This is a genomic window from Roseateles sp. GW821-FHT03B02, assembly GCF_059421025.1.
Window position 1 is genome coordinate 646,184 of the sequence record NZ_JBWKUV010000001.1, and the last position, 19,648, is coordinate 665,831.

The 19,648-nt window shown below is 71.1% G+C and carries 18 protein-coding genes; 3 read left to right on the forward strand and 15 right to left on the reverse strand.

Annotated features, from left to right (window positions below; genetic code table 11):
- Window positions 1-43: 43 nt before the first annotated feature.
- The 6 genes from AC07VX_RS02795 to AC07VX_RS02820 are packed head-to-tail and all read right to left on the reverse strand — an operon-like array spanning window position 44 to window position 6,098.
- Complete coding sequence (locus AC07VX_RS02795; protein WP_493163244.1) at window positions 44-1,237, reverse strand: class I SAM-dependent rRNA methyltransferase; 1,194 nt, start codon at window positions 1,235-1,237, stop codon at window positions 44-46.
- On the reverse strand, window positions 1,234-2,754 hold the full coding sequence (locus tag AC07VX_RS02800; RefSeq protein WP_493163243.1) for a hypothetical protein: 1,521 nt from the start codon (window positions 2,752-2,754) through the stop codon (window positions 1,234-1,236). The genes AC07VX_RS02795 and AC07VX_RS02800 overlap by 4 nt, the downstream gene beginning before the upstream one ends.
- On the reverse strand, window positions 2,751-3,674 hold the full coding sequence (locus AC07VX_RS02805) for a tyrosine recombinase XerC (protein WP_493163242.1): 924 nt from the start codon (window positions 3,672-3,674) through the stop codon (window positions 2,751-2,753). The genes AC07VX_RS02800 and AC07VX_RS02805 overlap by 4 nt, the downstream gene beginning before the upstream one ends.
- Entirely contained in the window at window positions 3,671-4,387 is a 717-nt protein-coding gene (locus tag AC07VX_RS02810) for a DUF484 family protein (RefSeq protein ID WP_493163241.1), read from the reverse strand. Before AC07VX_RS02810 ends, AC07VX_RS02805 begins: the two co-directional genes overlap by 4 nt.
- Window positions 4,384-5,223, reverse strand: coding sequence for a diaminopimelate epimerase (dapF, locus tag AC07VX_RS02815; RefSeq protein WP_493163240.1), 840 nt, complete (start codon window positions 5,221-5,223; stop codon window positions 4,384-4,386). Before dapF ends, AC07VX_RS02810 begins: the two co-directional genes overlap by 4 nt.
- Window positions 5,220-6,098, reverse strand: a complete 879-nt coding sequence (locus AC07VX_RS02820) for a lysophospholipid acyltransferase family protein (RefSeq protein ID WP_493163239.1) — start codon at window positions 6,096-6,098, stop codon at window positions 5,220-5,222. Before AC07VX_RS02820 ends, dapF begins: the two co-directional genes overlap by 4 nt.
- Before the next feature lie 130 nt (window positions 6,099-6,228).
- On the opposite strand from AC07VX_RS02820, the gene metK reads away from it, so the two are divergent.
- The 3 genes from metK (at window position 6,229) to AC07VX_RS02835 (ending at window position 10,299) form a co-directional block, all read left to right on the forward strand.
- Window positions 6,229-7,410: a methionine adenosyltransferase gene (gene metK, locus AC07VX_RS02825; protein ID WP_493163238.1), complete on the forward strand. Its 1,182-nt coding sequence runs from the start codon at window positions 6,229-6,231 to the stop codon at window positions 7,408-7,410.
- Between the two features lie 213 nt (window positions 7,411-7,623).
- A complete protein-coding gene (locus AC07VX_RS02830) occupies window positions 7,624-9,165 on the forward strand; it encodes a methyl-accepting chemotaxis protein (RefSeq protein WP_493163237.1) in 1,542 nt (513 codons plus the stop codon).
- A 135-nt stretch (window positions 9,166-9,300) separates the two neighbouring features.
- Complete coding sequence (locus AC07VX_RS02835; protein ID WP_493163236.1) at window positions 9,301-10,299, forward strand: PEP-CTERM sorting domain-containing protein; 999 nt, start codon at window positions 9,301-9,303, stop codon at window positions 10,297-10,299.
- Window positions 10,300-10,305: 6 nt separating this feature from the next.
- Here AC07VX_RS02835 and glcF read toward each other — a convergent pair whose 3' ends face one another.
- The 9 genes from glcF to AC07VX_RS02880 form a co-directional block, all read right to left on the reverse strand.
- Entirely contained in the window at window positions 10,306-11,547 is a 1,242-nt protein-coding gene (gene glcF / locus AC07VX_RS02840) for a glycolate oxidase subunit GlcF (protein ID WP_493163235.1), read from the reverse strand.
- Between the two features lie 2 nt (window positions 11,548-11,549).
- Window positions 11,550-12,266 (reverse strand): LrgB family protein, encoded by a 717-nt coding sequence (locus tag AC07VX_RS02845; protein ID WP_493163234.1) that lies wholly within the window; start codon window positions 12,264-12,266, stop codon window positions 11,550-11,552.
- A gap of 83 nt (window positions 12,267-12,349) precedes the next feature.
- On the reverse strand, window positions 12,350-12,700 hold the full coding sequence (locus tag AC07VX_RS02850; protein WP_493163233.1) for a CidA/LrgA family protein: 351 nt from the start codon (window positions 12,698-12,700) through the stop codon (window positions 12,350-12,352).
- Window positions 12,701-12,702: 2 nt separating this feature from the next.
- Window positions 12,703-13,773, reverse strand: a complete 1,071-nt coding sequence (gene glcE / locus AC07VX_RS02855) for a glycolate oxidase subunit GlcE (RefSeq protein WP_493163232.1) — start codon at window positions 13,771-13,773, stop codon at window positions 12,703-12,705.
- Complete coding sequence (locus tag AC07VX_RS02860) at window positions 13,770-15,263, reverse strand: FAD-linked oxidase C-terminal domain-containing protein (protein WP_493163231.1); 1,494 nt, start codon at window positions 15,261-15,263, stop codon at window positions 13,770-13,772. The genes glcE and AC07VX_RS02860 overlap by 4 nt, the downstream gene beginning before the upstream one ends.
- Window positions 15,264-15,284: 21 nt before the next feature.
- Window positions 15,285-16,943 carry an L-lactate permease gene (locus AC07VX_RS02865; RefSeq protein WP_493163230.1) on the reverse strand — a complete coding sequence of 553 codons (1,659 nt, stop codon included), beginning with the start codon at window positions 16,941-16,943 and terminating at the stop codon, window positions 15,285-15,287.
- Between the two features lie 176 nt (window positions 16,944-17,119).
- Entirely contained in the window at window positions 17,120-18,001 is an 882-nt protein-coding gene (locus tag AC07VX_RS02870) for a LysR substrate-binding domain-containing protein (RefSeq protein ID WP_493163229.1), read from the reverse strand.
- 12 nt (window positions 18,002-18,013) lie between these two features.
- Window positions 18,014-18,865: a substrate-binding periplasmic protein gene (locus AC07VX_RS02875; protein ID WP_493163228.1), complete on the reverse strand. Its 852-nt coding sequence runs from the start codon at window positions 18,863-18,865 to the stop codon at window positions 18,014-18,016.
- Window positions 18,862-19,626, reverse strand: coding sequence for a PhaM family polyhydroxyalkanoate granule multifunctional regulatory protein (locus AC07VX_RS02880; RefSeq protein ID WP_493163227.1), 765 nt, complete (start codon window positions 19,624-19,626; stop codon window positions 18,862-18,864). The genes AC07VX_RS02875 and AC07VX_RS02880 overlap by 4 nt, the downstream gene beginning before the upstream one ends.
- Between the last annotated feature and the right edge of the window lie 22 nt (window positions 19,627-19,648).

A 19,648-nucleotide genomic window follows, 5' to 3' on the forward strand; every position in this document is an offset into this window, starting at 1 on the left:
GCGCAAAGCGGCCCCGCGGGGCCGCTTTCTTGTGGCCGGGGACTCAGCGCTTCAGGATGCCCAGCCCCTTCAGGTAGTCCCCTTCCGGGAAGCGCACCGTCTGCGGATGATCGGCTGCCGCCGACAGGCGCTCGACGATGTAGCCGTCCACGCCCGCGTCCAGGCCCGCGCCGGCCACGATCTTGTGGAAGAGGTCCGGCGCGATGCCGCCCGAGCAGGAGAAGGTGTAGAGCAGGCCACCATCGTTGAGCAGCATGAAGGCCAGGCGGTTGATGTCCTTGTAGGCCCGCGCGGCGCGCTCGGCATGGGCGGCCGTGGGGGCGAACTTCGGGGGATCGAGCACGATGGCGTCGAAGCGCCGGCCCCCCTGTTTCAGTTCTTCCAGGCAGCGCCGCAGCGTCGCGTTCACATCGGCGTCCCAGGCCTGGTGGCGGCCGGCGTCGAAGCCGTTCAGCGCGACATGCGCCGTCGCGCGCGCCAGTGCCGGGCCGGAGGAGTCCACGCTGATGACCTCGCCCGCGCCGCCCGCCAGCGCCGCGACGGAGAAGCCGCCCGTGTAGCTGAAGCAGTTCAGCACGCTGTTGCAGCGGTACTGCTTCACCGCATCGGCAAAGCGGCGGCGGCTGTCGCGCTGGTCGAGGTAGTAGCCGGTCTTGTGGCCCTCGGCCACGTCCAGCGTCAGCCGCCAGTCGTGCTCGCGGATGGTGATCGCCGTCTCGCCTTGGCCGCGCAGCCAGCCGGTCTGCTGGGGCAAGCCTTCCCACTCGCGGGCCTGCGCGTCGGAGCGCTCGTACAGCCGCGCGAGGCCGGTTGCGGCCAGCAGGGCGTCGGCGATCTGCGCCTTCCAGCGCTCGACGCCGGCGCTGGTGAACTGCGCGACCAACGTGTCCACGTAGCGATCGACGATGAGCCCAGGCAGGCCGTCGGCCTCGCCGTGGATGAGGCGCACCGCATCCGACGCGATGGCCAGCCGGGCGCGCATCGCCAGGGCCTGCTCGATGCGCCGCCGGAAGAAGGCCGCGTCGATGCGCTCGGCCTCGTCGAAGCTCCAGGCGCGCAGCCGGATCTGCGACTGCGGGCTGAAGGCCGCCCAGGCGAGGAACTGGCCGTCGGCCGACTCCACGCGCACCGTCTCGCCCGAGTCGCCACCGCCGCGCGCGACGGAGCTCTCGAACACCCAGGGATGGCGCTTGAGGAGGGAGCGCTCCTTGCCCGGCCGCAGGACGATCTTCTTCATCGCTGCAACGTGCCGAAGGCGTAGCTCAGGGACAGATGCGTCAGCGGCGTGGACTGGCTGCTGCCGCGCAGCGTGCGGAACTCGCCCAGGCCGGCGCGCAGCCGCAGCCGCTCGCTGACCGGCCACAGCGCCCACAGCTCGGCCTGCGTGACGGCGCCGCCGCCCACCTGCACCCCGCCGCCGCCGGCTGCGCCGACCAGCCATTCGGCGCCGACCCGCATGCCGCGCCACAGCGGCTCGCTCTGCACGCCCAGGCCGAACAGGCCAAAAGAATAGGCGCCCGCGCTGCCCGCGGCCGCGCTGCCGGCCAGCGCCGTGCCGTAAATGCGCGAGGTGAACTCGCGCGACATGCTGACGGCCAGGTGCGAGACCGCCTCGCGCCGGCCGTCCTTGAAGCGCACCCGCGGCAGGTGCATGACGCTGGCGCCGAGCTGCTGCACGCGCACGGTGCCGCCGCTGTCCTCGCCGAACGCGACCGGCGCGCGGTCCAGCGGCATCGCCAGCACGGCGCGGACGTAGGGCGCGCTGTAGGCGCCGTTGGGGGCGTGGCTGAAGCCGGCGTCCAGCCGCAGGCTGGGGCCCCAGGGCGTGATCCAGCGCAGTGTGGGCCCGCCGCGCAGCAGCAGGCCGCTGCCGGTGTCCAGGTTGCCGCCACCGCCCAGGCCGGCGCCGAGCTGGCCGCCGACGCGCAGCCGCGGGTTGCCGAAGACCGCCCAGTCCTGGCCGATCTGACCCAGCACTTCCATGTAGCCGTCGGCACCGCCCTGGGCCGCACCCGCGGCCTCGATGCCCCACCAGCTGCCGTCGACGATGTATTGCCTCAGCTCCGCGCCGGCCTTGCCGATGCGCCGCTGCATGGGATTGCCGCTGCGGTCGCGGCTGGACGCACGCGGCTTCTCGTAGCCGCCGGTCAGCGCGATCTCGTCGAAGCCCAGGCCCGTGCGCTGCGTCGCGCGGCCCGGGTGCCCGGCATCGTCGGGCGAGAAGCTGGGGAAGCCCATCGAGCGCCCCAGCGAGAAGCTCAGGCCCACGCCGCTCTTCACGTTGCCGCTGGGAAAGCGGATCTGCGAGATGCCTACGCCGGTGTACCAGGCGCCCACCTCGGTGCGCAGCGACAGCTCAGGGCGCAGCATCAGGCCGCCGCCGAAGCGCAGCTGCTGGCTGGACACGCCGCCGCCGGCGCCCACGTAGAGACTGGCGGCCAGGTGCGTGTCGCTGGTGAGCCGCCAGCGCCGCTGCCCCGTGAAGCCGACCGTGAAGATGCCGCCGTAGTTGCCCTTGGCCGCGCCGTAGACGCCGGGGCCGAAGCCCCAGTCGTCGTCCAGGGCCATCATGTAGCTGATCGACGCGAAGGCCGTGCGGCCGCCGTCGGGCATCTTCATGCGGGTCCAGTTGCCCTCGACGGCGGCCGGGCGCACGGCCTGGATGCGTGCGAAGGGCGCGTCGTCCGGGGTGGACCGGGCGGGCGTGGCGAGCAGTGCCGTCAGCGTGGCCAGGGCCGTGACTTGGAATCTCATTTTTTTGCGCGCGGGTGAGCGGCGTCGTAGATGCGCGCCAGGTGCTGGTGATCCAGCTGGGTGTAGACCTGGGTCGTCGTGATGTGGGCGTGGCCCAGCAGCTCCTGCACCGCGCGCAGGTCGCCGCTGGACTGCAGCAGGTGCGAGGCGAAGCTGTGGCGCAGCATGTGCGGATGCACGTGGGCCGGGCTGCCGGCCGCGATGGCGCGGGCGCTGAGCATGGCGCGCAGCGTCGAGCCGGCGATGCGGTGGCCACGCGCGCCGACGAAAAGGGCCTCCTCGCCCGGCGCCGCGAGCTGCGGCCGCACGGCCAGCCAGGCCCGCAGCGCCTCTGCGGCGGCGCGGCCCAGCGGCGTGCTGCGGCGCTTGCCGCCCTTGCCCAGCACGTGCACCTCGGCGGATTGCAGGTCCACCCAGCCCGCCGCGACGGCGCTGGCCTGCACGTCCAGGCTGGTCAGCTCGGCCGCGCGCAGGCCGGCACCGTAGAGCAGCTCGACCATGGCGCGGTCACGCGCCTCCAGCACCGGGTCGGCCGCCGCCTCGGGCTGGTAGGCGGCGAGCTGGACTGCGTCGTCCACGCCCAGGGCCTTGGGCAGGGGCTTGGGCGCCTTGGGCGCACGCAGGCCGTCGAAGGGGTTGAGCGGCACGCGGCCCTGCAGGCCCAGCCAGCGGTACGCGCTGCGCCAGACCGACAGCAACAGGGCGATGGACTTCGGCGCCAGGCCCTCGCGGTGCAGCAGGGCCGCCAGGCGCCGGGCCTGCGCGATGCTCAGGGACCGCGCCTCGATGCCCCCCTCTGCCAGCATGGTCTGCAGGCGCTGCAGGCCATCCGCGTAGAGGCTCAGCGTGCGCGGACTCAGGCGCTGCTGCACGCGGGCGTGCTGCAAATAGGCCTGGAAGTCCGACGCCAGCTCGGTCATGCCCTGGCCAGCAGCCCCGCCAGGCCGGCGCTGGCGATCTCGCCGACGCGGGTCAGGAAGTCCGTGCCCATCTCGGCCGTGTAGCGCGTCGGGTCGGGCGAGCCCAGCACCAGCAGGCCGAAGGGCTTGCCCTCGTTGGCATTGGGCTGGCTCAGCGGGATCAGCGCCAGCGAGGTCGCCGTGCCGCCGCTCTCGGACAGGCCCAGCCAGCGCGCGGCCTCGAAACCCGAGTTCACGCCGCAATAGGGCTGGCTCAGGCTGGAGGCGAAGCTCTTCACGTCGGCGCTGACGGAGGCGGCGAACTCGGCCGCCTCATGTGCGGGCGCCACGCCCCACAGCCGCAGGCTGGCCTGCGGGATCATGAACTGGTGGCGCAGCTCGGCCAGCAGCACGCCAGGCAGCTCGGCGGGCGTGCCGGCGGCGCGCATGACGGCCAGCGTCCAGCGGTGCAGGCGGTCGGCGATGGCCATGTTGTCCTGGCCGTTGCGGATCATCTCGATGATGCGCAGCTCCAGGCCCTTGATCTTGTCGCGCAGCATCTCGGCCTGGCGCTCCTGCAGCGACACGGCGCGCGCGCCGTGCGGGTGCTGCAACTGCACCGTGGCCAGCAGCGCCGCGTGGCGTTCGAAGAAGCCGGGTGTCGCCGCCAGGTAGTTGGCGATGTCGGTTTCGGTGATGCCTTGCACCGCGTCCGCGGCCGGGTTGGAACTCACAGCTCGATCTCTCCGTCAAAAACTTTCACCGCGGGGCCGGTCATCAGCACCGGCGATTGGCCGCCCGCCCATTCGATGCGCAGCATGCCGCCGCGCGTCTGCACCTCCACCGCCGCATCCAGCCAGCCGGCGCGGATGCCCACGACGACGGCCGCACACGCGCCCGTGCCGCAGGCCAGCGTCTCGCCGGCATCGCGCTCGTAGACGCGCAGTGCGATGCGGTCGCGGCCGAGAACTTGCATGAAGCCCGCGTTCACGCGCCGGGGGAAGCGGGCCTGGTGCTCGATCAGCGGCCCCTGCGTCAGCACGGGCGCGGCCTCGACATCGGCCACGCGCTGCACCGCATGCGGGTTGCCCATGGACACGACGCCCAGCTCCACCCCCTCGACGGGCCACAGCTCGAAGCCGTTCTCCAGCCGCGGCGTCAGGCCTTGCGCGTCGAACGGCAGCGCCGCATGCTCGAACACCGGCGCGCCCATGTTGACCGTCACGCGGCCGTCGTCCTGCAGCTTCAGCAGCAGGCGGCGGTTCATCGTGTCGACACGGATCTCGCGCTTGTCCGTCAGCCCGGCATCGACGACGAAGCGCACGAAGCAGCGCGAGCCGTTGCCGCAGTGCTCCACCTCGTCACCGGTGTTGTTGAAGATGCGGTAGCGGAAGTCCGCGCCCGCGTCCGCGCTGGGCTCGATGACCAGGATCTGATCGCAGCCCACGCCGAAGCGGCGGTCGCCCAGCAAACGCATCTGCTCGGGCGTCAGCGCAAAGGGCTGCCTGGTCGCGTCGATGACGACGAAGTCGTTGCCCGCGCCGTGCATCTTGGTGAAGCGCAATCTCATGGGGGCGGATTATCGGGCGCGGCGCCGATGTCCAGGCCGCGCGGCTGCTTGTAGCGGTGATAGCCCCACAGGTATTGCCCTGGTGCGCGGCGGATCAGGCTTTCCATGGCGGCATTGACCGTCGCGGCGGCGGCCTCGGCCGAGGCATCCCTGGCAATCGCGGGCGCCGGCAGCACATGCACGACATAGCCCCGCCCGCCGGGCAGTCGTTCGCCCCAGATCAGCAGCAGCGCCGCGCCGGTCTGCTGCACCAGCCGGGCCGCCAGCGTCATCGTGTAGGCCGGGCGGCCGAAGAACGGCGCCCAGACACCCAGGCCGTCGGGCGGCACTTGGTCCGGCAGCAGGCCGATGACCTCGCCGCGGCGCAGGCCGCGGATCATCTGGCGCACGCCGGCCAGCGAGGCCGGCGCCGTCGCCAGCCCGGGCCGCTCGCGCGAGCCGGACATCACGTCGCGCAGCGAGGCCTGGCGGGCCGGGCGGTAGAGCACCGTGATGGGAGCCTCGGGGCTGGTGAAGCGCTCGGCGATGGCCTGGGCGCAGATCTCGAAGCAGCCGAGATGCGGCGTCAGCATGACCAGGCCGCGCTTCTCGGCCAGCGCCGCCTCGATCAGCTCGCCGCCGTCCCAGCGCAGCGCGTCGCCCAGCCGCTTGCCGCGCTGGCCGACCCACAGCCAGGGCAGCTCCGCCGCCATGCGTCCGGCGGCGGCGATGCCCGGCCGAACCGCCTGCCAGGTCAGGCCTGCCTGGGCCACGTTGGCCTTGAAGCGCTGCCGGTAGGTGGCCGAGGCCAGATAGACGATCCAGCCCAGCAGCCCGCCCAGAGCGTGCAAAAGCGCCAGCGGCAGGCGGGACAGCAAGCGAAAGAGCAGGGCCATGTTTCTTATAATCCGCGAATCGCCGAGTTACTGAACTACTTGCGGGGCGATTCACAAATCCCGCTAAAGCGTTCGCCGCACCCTCCTGGAGCCACGGCGACGCCGTCATCAAAGCAACCGGAGTTTAAAAGTGGCGAACGACTTTCTCTTCACGTCCGAATCGGTTTCCGAAGGACACCCCGACAAGGTGGCCGACCAGATCTCGGACGCCATCCTGGACGCCATCTTCGAGCAGGACCCGCGCAGCCGCGTGGCCGCCGAGACGCTGTGCAACACGGGCCTCGTCGTGCTGGCAGGCGAGATCACGACGAATGCCCACGTCGACTACATCCAGGTCGCGCGCGACACCATCAAGCGCATCGGCTATGACAACACCGAGTACGGCATCGACCACAAGGGCTGCGCCGTGCTCGTCGCGTACGACAAGCAGAGTAACGACATCGCCCAGGGCGTGGACCACGCCTCCGACGACCACCTCAACACCGGCGCCGGCGACCAGGGCCTGATGTTCGGCTACGCCTGCGACGAGACGCCCGAGCTGATGCCCGCGCCGATCTACTACGCCCACCGCCTCGTGGAGCGCCAGGCCCAGCTGCGCAAGGACGGCCGCCTGCCCTTCCTGCGCCCCGACGCCAAGAGCCAGGTCACGATGCGCTACGTGGACGGCAAGCCGCACAGCATCGACACCGTGGTGCTGTCCACCCAGCACGCGCCCGAGTACAGCTTGGGCGACCGCATGACGGACGAGTTCTACGAGGCCATCCGCGAAGAGCTCATCAAGCCCGTGCTGCCCAAGGAATGGATCAGTGCCGACACCAAGTACCTGATCAACCCGACCGGCCGCTTCGTCATCGGCGGCCCGCAGGGAGACTGCGGCCTGACCGGCCGCAAGATCATCGTCGACACCTACGGCGGTGCCTGCCCGCACGGCGGTGGCGCGTTCTCGGGCAAGGACCCGTCCAAGGTCGACCGCAGCGCCGCCTATGCCGCGCGCTACGTCGCCAAGAACATCGTGGCCGCCGGCCTGGCCCGCCAGTGCCAGATCCAGGTCGCCTACGCCATCGGCGTGGCCCGCCCGATGAACGTGACGGTCTACACCGAAGGCACGGGCGTCATCCCCGACGAAGCGATCGCCAAGCTGGTGAACGAGCATTTCGACCTGCGCCCCAAGGGCATCATCCAGATGCTGGACCTGCTGCGCCCGATCTACTCGAAGACGGCGGCCTACGGTCACTTCGGCCGCGAGGAGCCAGAGTTCACCTGGGAACGCACCGACAAGGCTCAGGCGCTGCGTGCAGCGGCCGGGCTGTAAGGCCTGGCGTTTGCGTCAGCAAACCTGAGCCTCGGGGCGACGCTCATGTCGCCTGCGACGTGAGCGGAGACGACCAAGCCGCCCGCATGCAACACCGCTCCTCAGGCGGTGTTTTTCTTTGTCCTCGACCGTTGCGCTCAGCTGTAGAGTCAGCGCACCGGCCAGGTGCAGCACGCATCACCGCCGGCCCGCGGTCAACCCTTGGAGGCGGTGATGAAGATGCAATCCCTCAGGATCGGTACTCGACTCGCCCTGGGCTTCGGCGTCGTGCTGCTGCTGTTGGTGGCGGCCCTGGGCCTGAGCTACCGGCAGATCGGCGCCGTCGGCCCGCACATCGACCTGCTGGTGGAACTGCAGCGCCGCCAGGACATGGCCCAGGACTGGCGCACCCAGACCCAGCTCAACGTCACGCGCACCGACGCCGTCGCGCGGGCGGGCGGATCGGGCCCGGTGGCCGAGTTCTTCTCGCCGGCCATCAAGACGACGAGCGCCAAGATCAACGAACTGCAGGAGGGGTTGACCAAGCTGGTGGACAGCGACCACGGCAAGGCCCTGCTCGCCGAGATCGCGACCGCCCGCAAGACCTATGTCGACATACGCAACCAGGTCTTCGCCCAGCTCAAGGCCGGCGAGGCCGATGCTGCCTTGCAGACGCTGGAGAGCAAGATGCGGCCGGCTGCCGAAGCCTATCTGGCGACCCTGAGCCGGCTGGCCGACTTCCAGGGCGAGCGTGTGCGCGACGCGACGCGCCAGGTCATGGAGGAGTCGCGCCGCACGCAGTTGCTGATGCTCGCCATCGCCCTCGCCTGCCTGGCCGTAGGCGTCGTGGCTGCCTGGCTGATCACGCGCTCGGTCGTCGGCCCGCTGCGCGCGGCCATTCATGAGGCCGAGGAGGTCGGCCATGGCGACCTGTCGCGCGAGATCCGCAGCATCGGCAGCGACGAGACCGCCCAGCTGACCCAGGCCCTGGCGCAGATGCAGCAGGCGCTGCGCCACCTCGTCGGTTCGGTGCGCGAAAACGCCAACGGCGTGGCGACCGCGAGTTCGGAGATCTCCAGCGGCAGCAACGACCTGTCGGCGCGCACCGAGCAGCAGGCCAGCGCCATCCAGCAGACGGCCGCCTCCATGGAAGAGCTGTCGGCCACGGTCAGGCTCAATGCCGACAACGCCGGCGAAGCCGACCAGCTCGCGCACGACGCCAGCGAAGTGGCACGCCAGGGCGGCGCCGTCGTCGGCGAGGCCGTGCAGCGCATGCGCGGCATCGAGGAGAGCTCGCGCAAGATCGCCGACATCATCGGCACCATCGACGCCATCGCCTTCCAGACCAACATCCTGGCGCTGAATGCCGCCGTCGAGGCCGCGCGTGCGGGTGAGCAGGGCCGCGGCTTCGCCGTCGTCGCCAGCGAGGTGCGCATGCTGGCGCAGCGCAGCGCCGATGCGGCCAAGGAGATCAAGCGCCTGATAGGCGACAGCGTCGAGCGCGTCGAACAGGGCGCCGCCCTCGTCAACCGCGCCGGCGAGACGATGGAGCAGGTCGTCGGATCGATAGGCCGCGTGGCCCAGATCGTGCGCGAGATCAGCTCGGCCAGCCGCGAGCAGAGCAGCGGCGTCAGCCAGGTCGGCCAGGCCATCACGCAGATGGACCAGGTCACGCAGCAGAACGCCGCCCTCGTCGAGGAAAGCGCCGCGGCGGCGGAGAGCCTGAAGCAGCAGGCCAACGAACTCGTGAAGCTCGTGTCGACCTTCCGCACCTGAGCCCCGCCCCCTGGACAGGGGGGCATCCTCGAAACCCGGCTGCGCCGGTCACCTGTACGGGTGAGGGGGCTCCCTCACCGGCCCGGGAGCCTCCCTAGAGTCGCAGGCTCAATCCAGCCCGCGTCGGAGGTCACCATGGAATTTCGCGCCGTGTCGCCGCAACTCGCCGTCCTGCTTTGCCTGGCCACACCGCTGGCCGCCCAGGCCGCCTACACCGCCACGGCCACGGTCGACACCGCCGCGGCCACCGCGATCAACCTGGCCGGCAACAGCTACAAGGCCGACGATCCGGCGGCGGTCACGCTGACCGGCAGCAGCGCCGCACCGCTGGTCAACGCCCAGTCCGCGTACGCCGACCAACTGGGGTCGGTGCTCAACCTGGCGGGCACGGGCTACGCGTACGCCAGCGTGCAGCCCGGGCTGATCCAGCTGTCGGCCGCCGGCTCGGGGTCGACCAACATTTCCCCCGGGCCGACGGGCACCAGGGCTTATCTGCACGCCACCGGGCAAGGGCTGTCCGAAGGCAGCTTCAGCGACGGCGTCACCTGGCATGTGGCCGGCCTGCCGGCCGGCACGATGATCTACGTGGACTACACGGTGCTTTTCAATGGCGCGCCCGGCGTCACGGTGAACAACGTCTACGGCTGGGCCGCAGGCGGCGCCGACTACCAGTGGTCGGCGCGCATCGGCGCCGGCCCGGGCTACAGCTCGGGGCAACGCTTCTACCAGGTCGGCGCGGACGGCAGCATCACCCAGAACGGCACGCAGTTCGGCAGCTTCGCGGTCACGGGCTACGTGACGCTGGGATCTCTGGAAACCCTGTCGATGTGGGTCCGCGCCGGTGCCTCGGCCAACGGCGACGCCCAGTGCGACAACTGCAACTGGGTGAACAACGGTGCCGCCGCTAGCACCTTCGGGCAGGGCCAGCTGGCCTGGGGCGGCGTCACCGCCGCGCGCATGGCGGACGGCACCCCCATCGAGCTGTCCCGGGTATCGGCGCTCGGCGACAGCGGCTTCCAGTACCTGAACGCCGCCCCGGTGCCTGAACCCGGCTCGCTGATGCTGCTGCTCGGCGGCCTGGGCCTGGGCCCGCTGGCGCTGCGCCACCGTGGCCAGGGCAGGTCGGAACGCTAGGTCGCGTCACACCCCGCGCAGCGCGTCGTCCAGCACCTCCACCCAGTGCCGCACCGGATGGGTCGTGCCGCTCTGCAGATGCTGGATGCAGCCGATGTTGGCCGACACGATCTGCTCGGCCTGCAGCGGCGCCAGCGCCGCCAGCTTGCGGTCGCGCAGCTGCTTGGAAAGCGCCGGCTGCAGCACCGAGTAGGTGCCGGCCGAGCCGCAGCAGAGATGGCTGTCGGTCGGCGCGCAACCGATGGTGAAGCCCAGCTCGCGCATCGAGGCTTCCACGCCGCCCTTGAGCTTCTGGCCGTGCTGCAGCGTGCAGGGCGGGTGGTAGGCCAGGCTGCCCGGCCTGGCCTTCAGGCGAGGCTTCAGCGCCGGCACGAGGTCCGGCAGCAGCTCGCTGAGATCCTTGGTGACCTCGCTGATGCGGGCAGCCTTGTCGGCATAGGCCGGATCGTGGGCCAGCAGGTGGGCGTAGTCCTTCACCATGACGCCGCAGCCCGAGGCGTTCATCACCAGGGCCTCCACGCGCTCGCCGCGGCCCGACACCAGCGGCCACCAGGCGTCGATGTTGCGGCGCATGTCGGCCAGCGCCGCCTCGTGGTCGCCCAGATGCTCACGGATGGCGCCGCAGCAGCCCGCGCCGTCGGCCACCACGGTCTGGATGCCGGCAGCGTCCAGCACGCGCGCCGTGGCACTGTTGATGTTGGGCGCCATGGCGGGCTGCACGCAGCCCAGCAGCAGGGCCACCTTGCGGTTGAGCTGGCGCGTCGGCCAGTCGTGCGCCGTGGCCGGCGGCCGGGCCGGCACCTTGTCCTTCAGCGCGGCCGGCACCAGCGGGCGCAGGGCCTGGCCCAGCTTCATCGCCGGCTTGAACAGCGGTGAGGTCAGCCCCTCCTTCAGCAGCCAGCGCACGCGCCTCTCGCCGCCAGGGCGCTCCACCTTGGCATCGACGACACGACGGCCGATGTCGACGAGGCGGCCGTACTCGACGCCCGACGGGCAGGTCGTCTCGCAGTTGCGGCAGGTCAGGCAGCGGTCCAGGTGGGCCTGGGTCTTGCGCGTGGGCGTGGCGCCTTCCATCACCTGCTTGATCAGGTAGATGCGGCCGCGCGGGCCGTCCAGTTCGTCGCCCAGCAGCTGGTAGGTCGGGCAGGTGGCCGTGCAGAACCCGCAGTGCACGCAGCGCCGCAGGATGGCTTCGGCCTCGGTGCCGTCGCGGGTGCCGGCGAATTCGGGAGCGAGCTTGGTTTGCATGGCTAGACGAAGAATTTGAAGACGAGGGGCATCAGCAGCGAGGCCAGCACCACCTGCACGCCCAGGGCCAGGCTGGCGTAGGCGCCGGCATCGGCGTCCACCTGCAGCGCACGCGCCGCGCCCAGGCCGTGGGCGCAGGTACCCAGCGCGAAACCGCGCGCCACCATGGGCCGCACGCCGATGAGGTCGAACAGGTATTTGCCGCCCACGGCGCCCACCATGCCGGTCAGCACCGCGAACACGGCGGCGAGCGCCGGGATGCCGCCGATCTTCTCGGCGATGCCCATGGCCACCGGCGCGGTGACGGACTTGGTGGCCAGCGAGGCGACGAGCTCCTGCGGCAGCCCGAGTGCCCAGCCCAGGCCCACGGCGCTCAGCGACGCGGCCGCCCCGCCCGCCAGCGCCGCGACGAGGATGGCCCCCCAGCGGCGGCGCAGCTCAATGCGGCGCTGCCACAGCGGCCAGGCCATGGCCACCACGGCCGGGCCGAGCAGGAAGTGGATGAACTGGGCGCCGGAGAAATAGGTCGGGTAAGGCGTGCCACTGGCCAGCAGCAGCGTGGCCAGCACCGCCACGCTCCAGGGCACCGGGTTGGCCCAGGCCGCGTGATCAAGCCGCACATAGGCCGCGTGGGCCAGCACGTAGACGGACAGCGTGACCGTGAGGCCAAACAGCGGCGTGGCGCTGAGATAGACCCAGAGCTGGACGAAGTCCTGCATATCAGCGCCGCCCGGGCGCCCGAAGGCGCTGAGACGCCCCCTCGGGGGGCAGCGAGCGAAGCGAGTGTGCGGGCTGCTTCATCTCAGGGCTTGCCTTCCTGGGTGAGAAAGGCGCGCAGCACCCAGGCCGTCACGGCCAGGCCCAGGCCGGTGGACAGCACCAGGGCCAGCAGCAGGCGTGCGCCGAACTCGCTGATCAGGTGCAGGTGGGTCATCACGCCCACGCCCACCGGCACGAACAGCAGCGACAGGTGGGCGAGCAGACCCTCGGCCGCCGGCTTGACCATGTCGCGCAGCGGCGCCCATTGCAGGGCTGCCCACATCAGCAGCAGACCCAGCACCGGGCCGGGCAGGGGCGCGTGCGTCAGACGCACGAGAGCCTCACCCAGGGCCTGGGCGATCAGCAGCAGCGTGAGGCCGCGCAGCAGATCCACGATCAGATCCCGGCGTAGAGACGGCCGGGGTTGAAGACGCCGTGCGGGTCGAACGAGGCCTTGAGGCGGCGGTGGATGGCGGCCAGCGGCGTCGACAGCGGCGTGAAGGCGCCGGGCGACTTGTCCAGCGCGCGGAACAGCGTGGCGTGGCCACCCGCACCGGCCGCGGCTTCGCGCACGGCGGCGGGCTCCATCGGCGTGACGACCCAGCGCTGGGCCCCTCCCCATTCGATGAGCTGCTCGCCGTGCAGCTTGAGCTCGGGCGCCGTGCTGGGCAGGGAAAGCCGCCACAGCCGCGCGCCGCCGGCCACGGCGCGTTCGGCGCCGGCGAAGAATTCGTCGCTCTGGTCACGCAGGCCGCTCCAGAAGGGCCGGGCCATCTCGGCCGGAATCACGTCGCCGCCGAGCTTGGCGATGGCCGCCTCGACGGCCGCATTCGCCCCGGCCAGGCGCAGCAGCAGCGCGCCGTCCCACCAGGCGCTGGCCTCGATGGGCAGCGGCTGGCCGCCCCAGGTGTTGAGCGCCTTCAGCGCGGCCGGCTGGTCCAGGTCGAAGCGCAGCGTGGCCGTGGCGGCCGGCAGCGGCAGCACCTTCAGCGTGACCTCGGTGATCAGGCCCAGTTGCCCTAGCGAACCTGCCAGCACGCGGCTGACGTCGAAGCCGGCGACGTTCTTCATGACCGTGCCGCCGAAGCTCAGCAGCTCGCCCGCGCCGTTGATGAGCACGGCACCAAGCAGGTGGTCTCGCACCGAGCCGAGCGCCGCGCGGCTGGGGCCCGAGAGGCCCGCGGCCACCATGCCGCCCACGGTGCCCTGGCCGCCGAATCGCGGCGGCTCGAAGGCGAAGCGCTGGCGCTGCTGGGCCAGCAGCGCCTCGACATCGGTGATCGGCGTGCCGGCCAGCACGCTGACGAAGAGCTCGCTGGGCTCGTAGGCCGTCACGCCGTTCAGCCCCAGCGTGGACAGCGCCTCGCCGGCCGGCGCCTCGCCGTAGAAATCCTTGCTGCCGTGGCCGGTGAAGCGCAGCGGGCTGCGCGCCTCGCGGATGCGCTGTTGCAGGTCGTCGAACTTCAAAACCGCTCCAGCTCGGGGAAGGCCAGCAGGCCGCGCTTGACGTGCATGCGGCCGTACTCGGCGCAGCGGTGCAGCGTGGGGATCTGCTTGCCGGGGTTCAGCGTGCCCGCGGGGTCGAAAGCGCCCTTGAGCGCCAGCATCTGCGCCAGCTCCTCGGGGCTGAACTGCACGCACATGGAGTTGAGCTTCTCGACGCCCACGCCGTGCTCGCCCGTCACCGTGCCACCTAAAGCGACGCTGCGCTCCAGGATCTCGGCGCCGAACAGCTCGCAGCGGTGCAACTGATCCGGGTCGTTGGCATCGAACAGGATCAGCGGGTGCAGGTTGCCGTCGCCGGCGTGGAAGACGTTGGCGCAGCGCAGGCCGTATTTCTTTTCCATCTGCTGGATGTCGAGCAGGATGGTGGCGAGGTGCTTGCGCGGGATCGTCGAGTCCATGCACATGTAGTCGGGGCTGATGCGGCCGCTCGCCGGGAAGGCGTTCTTGCGGCCGCTCCAGAACTTCAGGCGCTGGGCCTCGTCGGCGCTGACCTGCACGTCAGTCGCACCGCTGGCGCGCAGCACAGCCTCCATGCGGCCGATCTCCTCGGCCACCTCCTCGGGCGTGCCGTCGCTCTCGCACAGCAGGATGGCCTCGGCCGTCAGGTCGTAGCCGGCATGCACGAAGTCCTCGACGGCCGCCGTCATCGGCTTGTCCATCATCTCCAGGCCGGCCGGGATGATGCCGGCCGCGATGATGGCCGCCACCGCGTCGCCGGCCTTGCGCACGTCGTCGAAGCTGGCCATCAGGCAGCGCGCGAGCTGCGGCTTGGGTACCAGCTTGACCACCACCTCGGTCACCACGGCCAGCATGCCTTCGCTGCCGACGACCAGGGCCAGCAGGTCCAGTCCCGCCGCGTCCAGCGCCTCGCTGCCGAACTCGACGGGCTCGCCCTCCACCGTGAAGCCGCGCACGCGCAGCACGTTGTGCAGCGTCAGGCCGTACTTCAGGCAGTGCACGCCGCCCGAGTTCTCGGCGATGTTGCCGCCGATGCTGCAGGCGATCTGGCTGCTGGGGTCGGGCGCGTAGTACAGGCCGTGCGGCGCGGCCGCCTCGCTGATGGCGAGGTTGCGCACGCCGCACTGCACGCGGGCCGTGCGGGCATAAGGGTCTATGGCCACGATCCTGTTGAACTTGGCCAGGGCCAGCGTCAACCCGGCCTCGTGAGGCATCGCGCCACCCGACAGGCCGGTGCCGGCGCCGCGCGCCACCACCGGCACGCCGAGACGGTGGCAGGCCTTGAGCACCGCGCCCACCTGGGCCTCGGTCTCGGGCAGGGCCACCGCCAGCGGGCGCTGGCGGTAGGCCGTCAGGCCGTCGCACTCGTAGGGCGTGGTCTGCTCGGCCTGGTGGAGCAATGCGTGGGCCGGCAGCACGGGCGCCAGCGCAGCGACGAGCTGCTGCAGGCGCGCGTGGCGGTCAAGGCCAGGGTCTTGGGCGGGGGCGTTCATCGCCAGCCAACTTTAGCCCGCTCAGCGCACGAGCAGGGTGAAGGGCGGCACGTAGGCCTGCAGCGTGATGAAAATGCCCACCAGGCAGGCCAGCGCGATGGAGTGGAAGAACACATAGCGCAGGATGGGGCCCTCGCCGTTCTCCCAGCGCGTGGCGGTGGAGGCGACGACGATGGACTGCGCGTCGATCATCTTGCCCATCACGCCGCCCGAGCTGTTGGCCGCGCCCATCAGGTTGGGGTTCAGCCCCAGCTGCTCGGCCGCCACCTTCTGCATGCCGCCGAACAGCACGTTGCTGGCGGTGTCGGAGCCCGTCATCGCCACGCCCAGCCAGCCCATCAGCGTGCCGAAGAAGGGGTAGAGCACGCCGGTGTTGGCGAAGGCCAGGCCCAGCGTCGTGTCCAGGCCGCTGAAGCGCGTCAGCGTGCCCAGGGCCAGCATCAGCACGATGGTGAGCAGCGAGGTGCGCACCAGCCACACGGTCTGGCCGAAGCACTTCACGAGGCCGCCGAAGCGGTAGCCCATCGCCAGGCCGCCGACGACGGCCGCCAGCAGGATGCCCGTGCCGGTGGCCGACAGCAGGCCGAACACGTACTCGGCGGCCTCCGCCGTGGGCTTGGGCACGACGGGCGCAACCTTCTCCACCAGCTTGTGCAGGCCATCGATGGGGAACTTGGGCGCGAAGATGCCGTTCAGCGCCGCCTTGGTGGCCGGCAGGCCCCAGATGAAGACGAACACGGTCAGGATGACCCAGGGCGTCCAGGCCTTCACCACGGCGGCACGCGAGTGCACGGTGGTCTTGACGGCCGGCTTGGCATCGGGGCCGTCGTGCTCATGGCCGCGCAGCGACACCGAGGTCCACAGCTTCTTGGGCTGCCAGAAGCGCAGGAAGGACACCAGCGCCACCATGGAGCACATGGCCGCAATCACATCCACCAGCTCCGGGCCGATGAAGTTGCTGACCAGGTACTGCGGGATGGCGAAGGACAGGCCCGTGACCAGGATGGCCGGCCAGATCTCCCACATCGCCTTGCGGCCGGCGAAGGCCCAGATCAGCCAGAACGGCACGAGCAGCGAGAAGAAGGGCAGCTGGCGGCCGATCATGCCGGACACGGCCATCAGGTCGTAGCCATGCACCTTGGCCAGCGTGATGACCGGCGTGCCGAGCGCCCCGTAGGCCACCGGCGCCGTGTTGGCGATAAGGCTCAGGCCCGAGGCGGCCAGCGGCGAGAACCCGAGGCCGATCAGGATGGCGGCCGTGACGGCCACCGGCGTGCCGAAGCCCGCCGCACCCTCGAAGAAGGCGCCGAAGGCAAAGGCGATCAGCAGCAGCTGCAGGCGCCGGTCCTGCGTGATGCCGGCGATGGAGTCCTGCAGCACCTGGAAGCTGCCGTTCTTCTCGGTCAGCTGGTGCAGGAAGATGATGTTCAGCACGATCCAGCCGATGGGCAGCAGGCCCGTGAGGCCGCCCAGCAGCGCCGCGCGCCCGGCCATGTCGGCGGGCATGCCGAAGGCGAACACCGCGATCAGGAAGGCGCTCAGCAGGCCGGCGGCCGCCGCGATGTGGGCCTTCCAGTGCAGCACGCCCAGGCCCAGCAGCATGACGACCACCGGAACGGCGGCCACCAGCGTGCTGAGCAGCATGTTGTTGAAGGGGTTGTAGACCTGTTGCCAGACCATGGTCGTCTCCGGTTTTTGAAATGCTTGAGCCGCGCCGAAAGCGAGGCTGGACTGGGCCGGGATGGTGGTGGCGATGGCTTGCCGGCGGCGTGAATCCTGCTGGCGTGTCGCGTGAAGAAATTTCAGCCGCACCGGCCGACACAGGGTTGGCCCGGGGGCCGCGCGTCAGCCGCCCGTCAGGCCAGTGCGCGCGTCAGCCACTCGACGAAGGCAGCGCATTCCCAGCGCTCCAGCGCGCCGGGCTTCCAGCAGATGTAGTGGTGGAAGCTCGACGGCACGGTGCGCGGCGACAACCGCAGCAGCCGGCCCGAGTCCAGCCACGACGCGCCCAGCTTCATGCGCATCAGCGCCACGCCGAAGCCGGCCGCCGCAGCATCCAGCACCAGGCCCAGGTCGTTGAACTGCGCGCCGCCGCGCGGCTCGTCCAGTTGCAGGCCATGGGCCTCGAACCAGCTGCTCCACGGCGCCAGCGGGCTGCGGATGAGGTGCACGCGGCGGATGTCGGCCACGCTGTCGAAGCCGTCGAAGGGGCCATGCTCGTGCAGGTAGTCGGGGCTGCAGACGGGGCTGAGCTCGTCGGTCAGCACGCGGCGGCTCTCCAGGCCCGGGTACTCGCCGCTGCCGAAGCGGATCTCCAGGTCGGCGTCCTCGGACTTGAGATCGGCCAGCGGGATGGCCACCTGCATGACCAGCTCGATCTCCGGGTTGGCGTGGCGGAACAGCGCCAGCCGCGGCAGCAGGATCTGGCGCGAGAAGGTGGGCGTCACCGCCAGCCGCAGCCGCACGCCCTGCGGCCGCACGCCGTCGGCACCCGGGATCTTCTGCAGCGCGGCCAGGCCCTGGCGCACCGAGGGCAGGTAGACCTGGGCCTCGTCGCTGAGCACGAAGTCGCGCCAGAACAGCTTGAAGCCCAGCTGCGACTCCAGTTGCCGGATGCGGTGGCTGACGGCGCTGGGCGTGACGGCCAGCTCCTCCGCCGCCGCGCTGACGCTGCGCAGCCGCGCCACGGCCTCGAAGGCCTGCAGGCACTGGATGGGCGGGATGCGGGGCGGCGCCATGGTTGCCGGACTCTAGAGCACCAGCCACAACGCCTGCCGGTTCAGCGGCGTGGCCGGTGGCAGCAACGGATTGCTCAGCTTCAGCACGCGACGCTGGGTGAGCCGGTGCCGCGCGATCAGCTCGCCGTAATGCTGCAGGAAGAGGCGCTGGAAGCTGCCGTCCGCCACGGCCGCCTCCAGCCCGCGCGCCAGGTCGGCCGCCAGCTGGGGCCGGTTGGGCCGCACGAAGAGGTAGGACGCCGCCGGGTAGCGCAGCAGCAGATGCGGCTCGATGGCGAGCTCGCGCGCCATCGGCGTGGCGGCCTCGTCGTCGATCTCGATGACCGAGCGCGGGAAGTAGTCGATGCGCCCCAGGCGCAGCATGTCGAACAGCGTCTCGTAGCGGCTGGCGGTCTCGACGCGCAGGCCGTTGCTGCGCAGGATCGCGGTGTCGGGCCAGTCATGGCCCTGGCCGGCCACGTCGCGGGCCAGGTCGGGCAGACTCCGCACATCGCGCCAACGCTGCATGTCGGCCGTGCGCACGAAGGCGAGGCGGCAGCCGATGAGGCCGCGATCCACCGGCACGCGGATGGGCAGCAGGTCGGCCTCGCGCTCCGGGCTGGTCATGGTCCAGGCGAGGTCGGGGTCGCCGCGGCCCTCGGCCAGCTCGCGCACGACGCGCCCCTGCACCATGGGCCGGCGCGACTCGACCAGCTCGTAGCGCACGCCGCTGCGCTGGATGGCCAGCTTCAGCACGTCCTGCAGGTAGTGCCACGCCGGGATGCGGTCGGGGTCGTGCAGCGGGTAGACGATGCGCTGGGCCGAAGCACCCGCCACTGACGCCGCGCCGCCGGCCAGCGCCAGCAGCAGCGGCCGCCGCCTCAAGGCTTGCGCCGCGCCTTGACGGCGGGTTTGGCGGCTGCCTTCGCCGCGGGCTTGGGCGCCGGCTGACCCGCCAGCCCCTTGGCCACGCTGCCAACGACGGCGCCCGGCACCGTGGCCGCCTTGCGCAGCGTGTCGCTGGCCGCGTCGAAGGACTGCTTGACGAGGTTGCCGGCGAGGTTGCGGGCCGCGTCGGTGGCGCTGTCCTTCATGGCCGAGGTGGCGAGCTGGGTGAACTGCTGGGTGAGCGCCGTCCACCACTGCGTCGGGTCCACCGCCGCGCCGGGCACGCCGGCGGCCTTGGCGGCGTCACCGGCGGTCTTCACCGTCTTGGCGGCCACCTTGGCGGCGGTCTTGGCCGAGGTGGCTGCCGTCTTCACCGCCGTCGTCGCGGCGGCCTGGGCCACCGGCGCGGCGGCCGCGATGATCTCGGGCGGGATGCTGGGCCAGGCCGGCGCGTCCATGCCGGTGGGCAGCTTGAGGCTGTCGCGCAGGTCGGCCAGCGGCACGTTCATGGACTTCAGCGTGGACAGCGTCATGCGCTGCACCTCCAGCGCCTGGATGGTGGCAGCCAGCATGCGCGCGTTCTGCTCCAGCCAGAACTGCACCGTGCGCAACTCCTCGATGCGCTTGGACAGCTCCTCGGGGTTGAGCGTGGGCGCCACCCACTGGCCGATGCCCGGCAGCGCCGATCCGGCGTTCTTGACCAGGCCCTGCAGGAACTCGAAACCGGGCACGAACTTGGTGAAGCTGTTGTCGCTCATGGCTGTCTCCTCTGAGGTCGCG